This window comes from Mesorhizobium sp. WSM4846 (assembly GCF_055811415.1).
Genome location: NZ_JBVVPZ010000112.1, coordinates 1 through 425, shown reverse-complemented (window position 1 = coordinate 425; position 425 = coordinate 1). Strand labels below are relative to the sequence as shown.

General features: G+C 57.9%; 1 protein-coding gene and 1 pseudogene. Both read left to right on the top strand.

What is annotated here, in order from left to right; genetic code table 11:
* Window positions 1–98 (top strand): annotated as a pseudogene (locus AC0L15_RS33250) (co-chaperone GroES); the annotation flags it as partial.
* A gap of 61 nt (window positions 99–159) precedes the next feature.
* On the top strand, window positions 160–425 hold a 266-nt coding region (locus AC0L15_RS33245), incomplete at its 3' end, for a TCP-1/cpn60 chaperonin family protein (RefSeq protein ID WP_287304782.1).

The following is a 425-nucleotide window of genomic DNA, read 5'->3' as shown; positions in this document are numbered from 1 at the left end:
GCATCCTGTTCGGCAAGTGGTCGGGCACCGAAGTCAAGCTCAATGGCGAAGACCTTCTGATCATGAAGGAATCCGACATCATGGGCATCATCGGCTGAATATCGGCCTCACCATCACTTAATCCTAGGGCTCAATTCAAGCCCCTGCCAGGAGCTAAAAATGGCTGCCAAAGACGTAAAATTTTCTCGCGATGCCCGTGAGCGCATGCTGCGCGGCGTCAACATCCTCGCCGACGCAGTGAAGGTCACGCTCGGCCCCAAGGGCCGCAACGTCGTCATCGACAAGTCGTTCGGCGCACCGCGCATCACCAAGGACGGCGTCACCGTCGCCAAGGAAATCGAGCTTGAAGACAAGTTCGAGAACATGGGCGCGCAGATGGTCCGCGAAGTTGCTTCGAAGACCAACGACATCGCCGGCGACGGCAC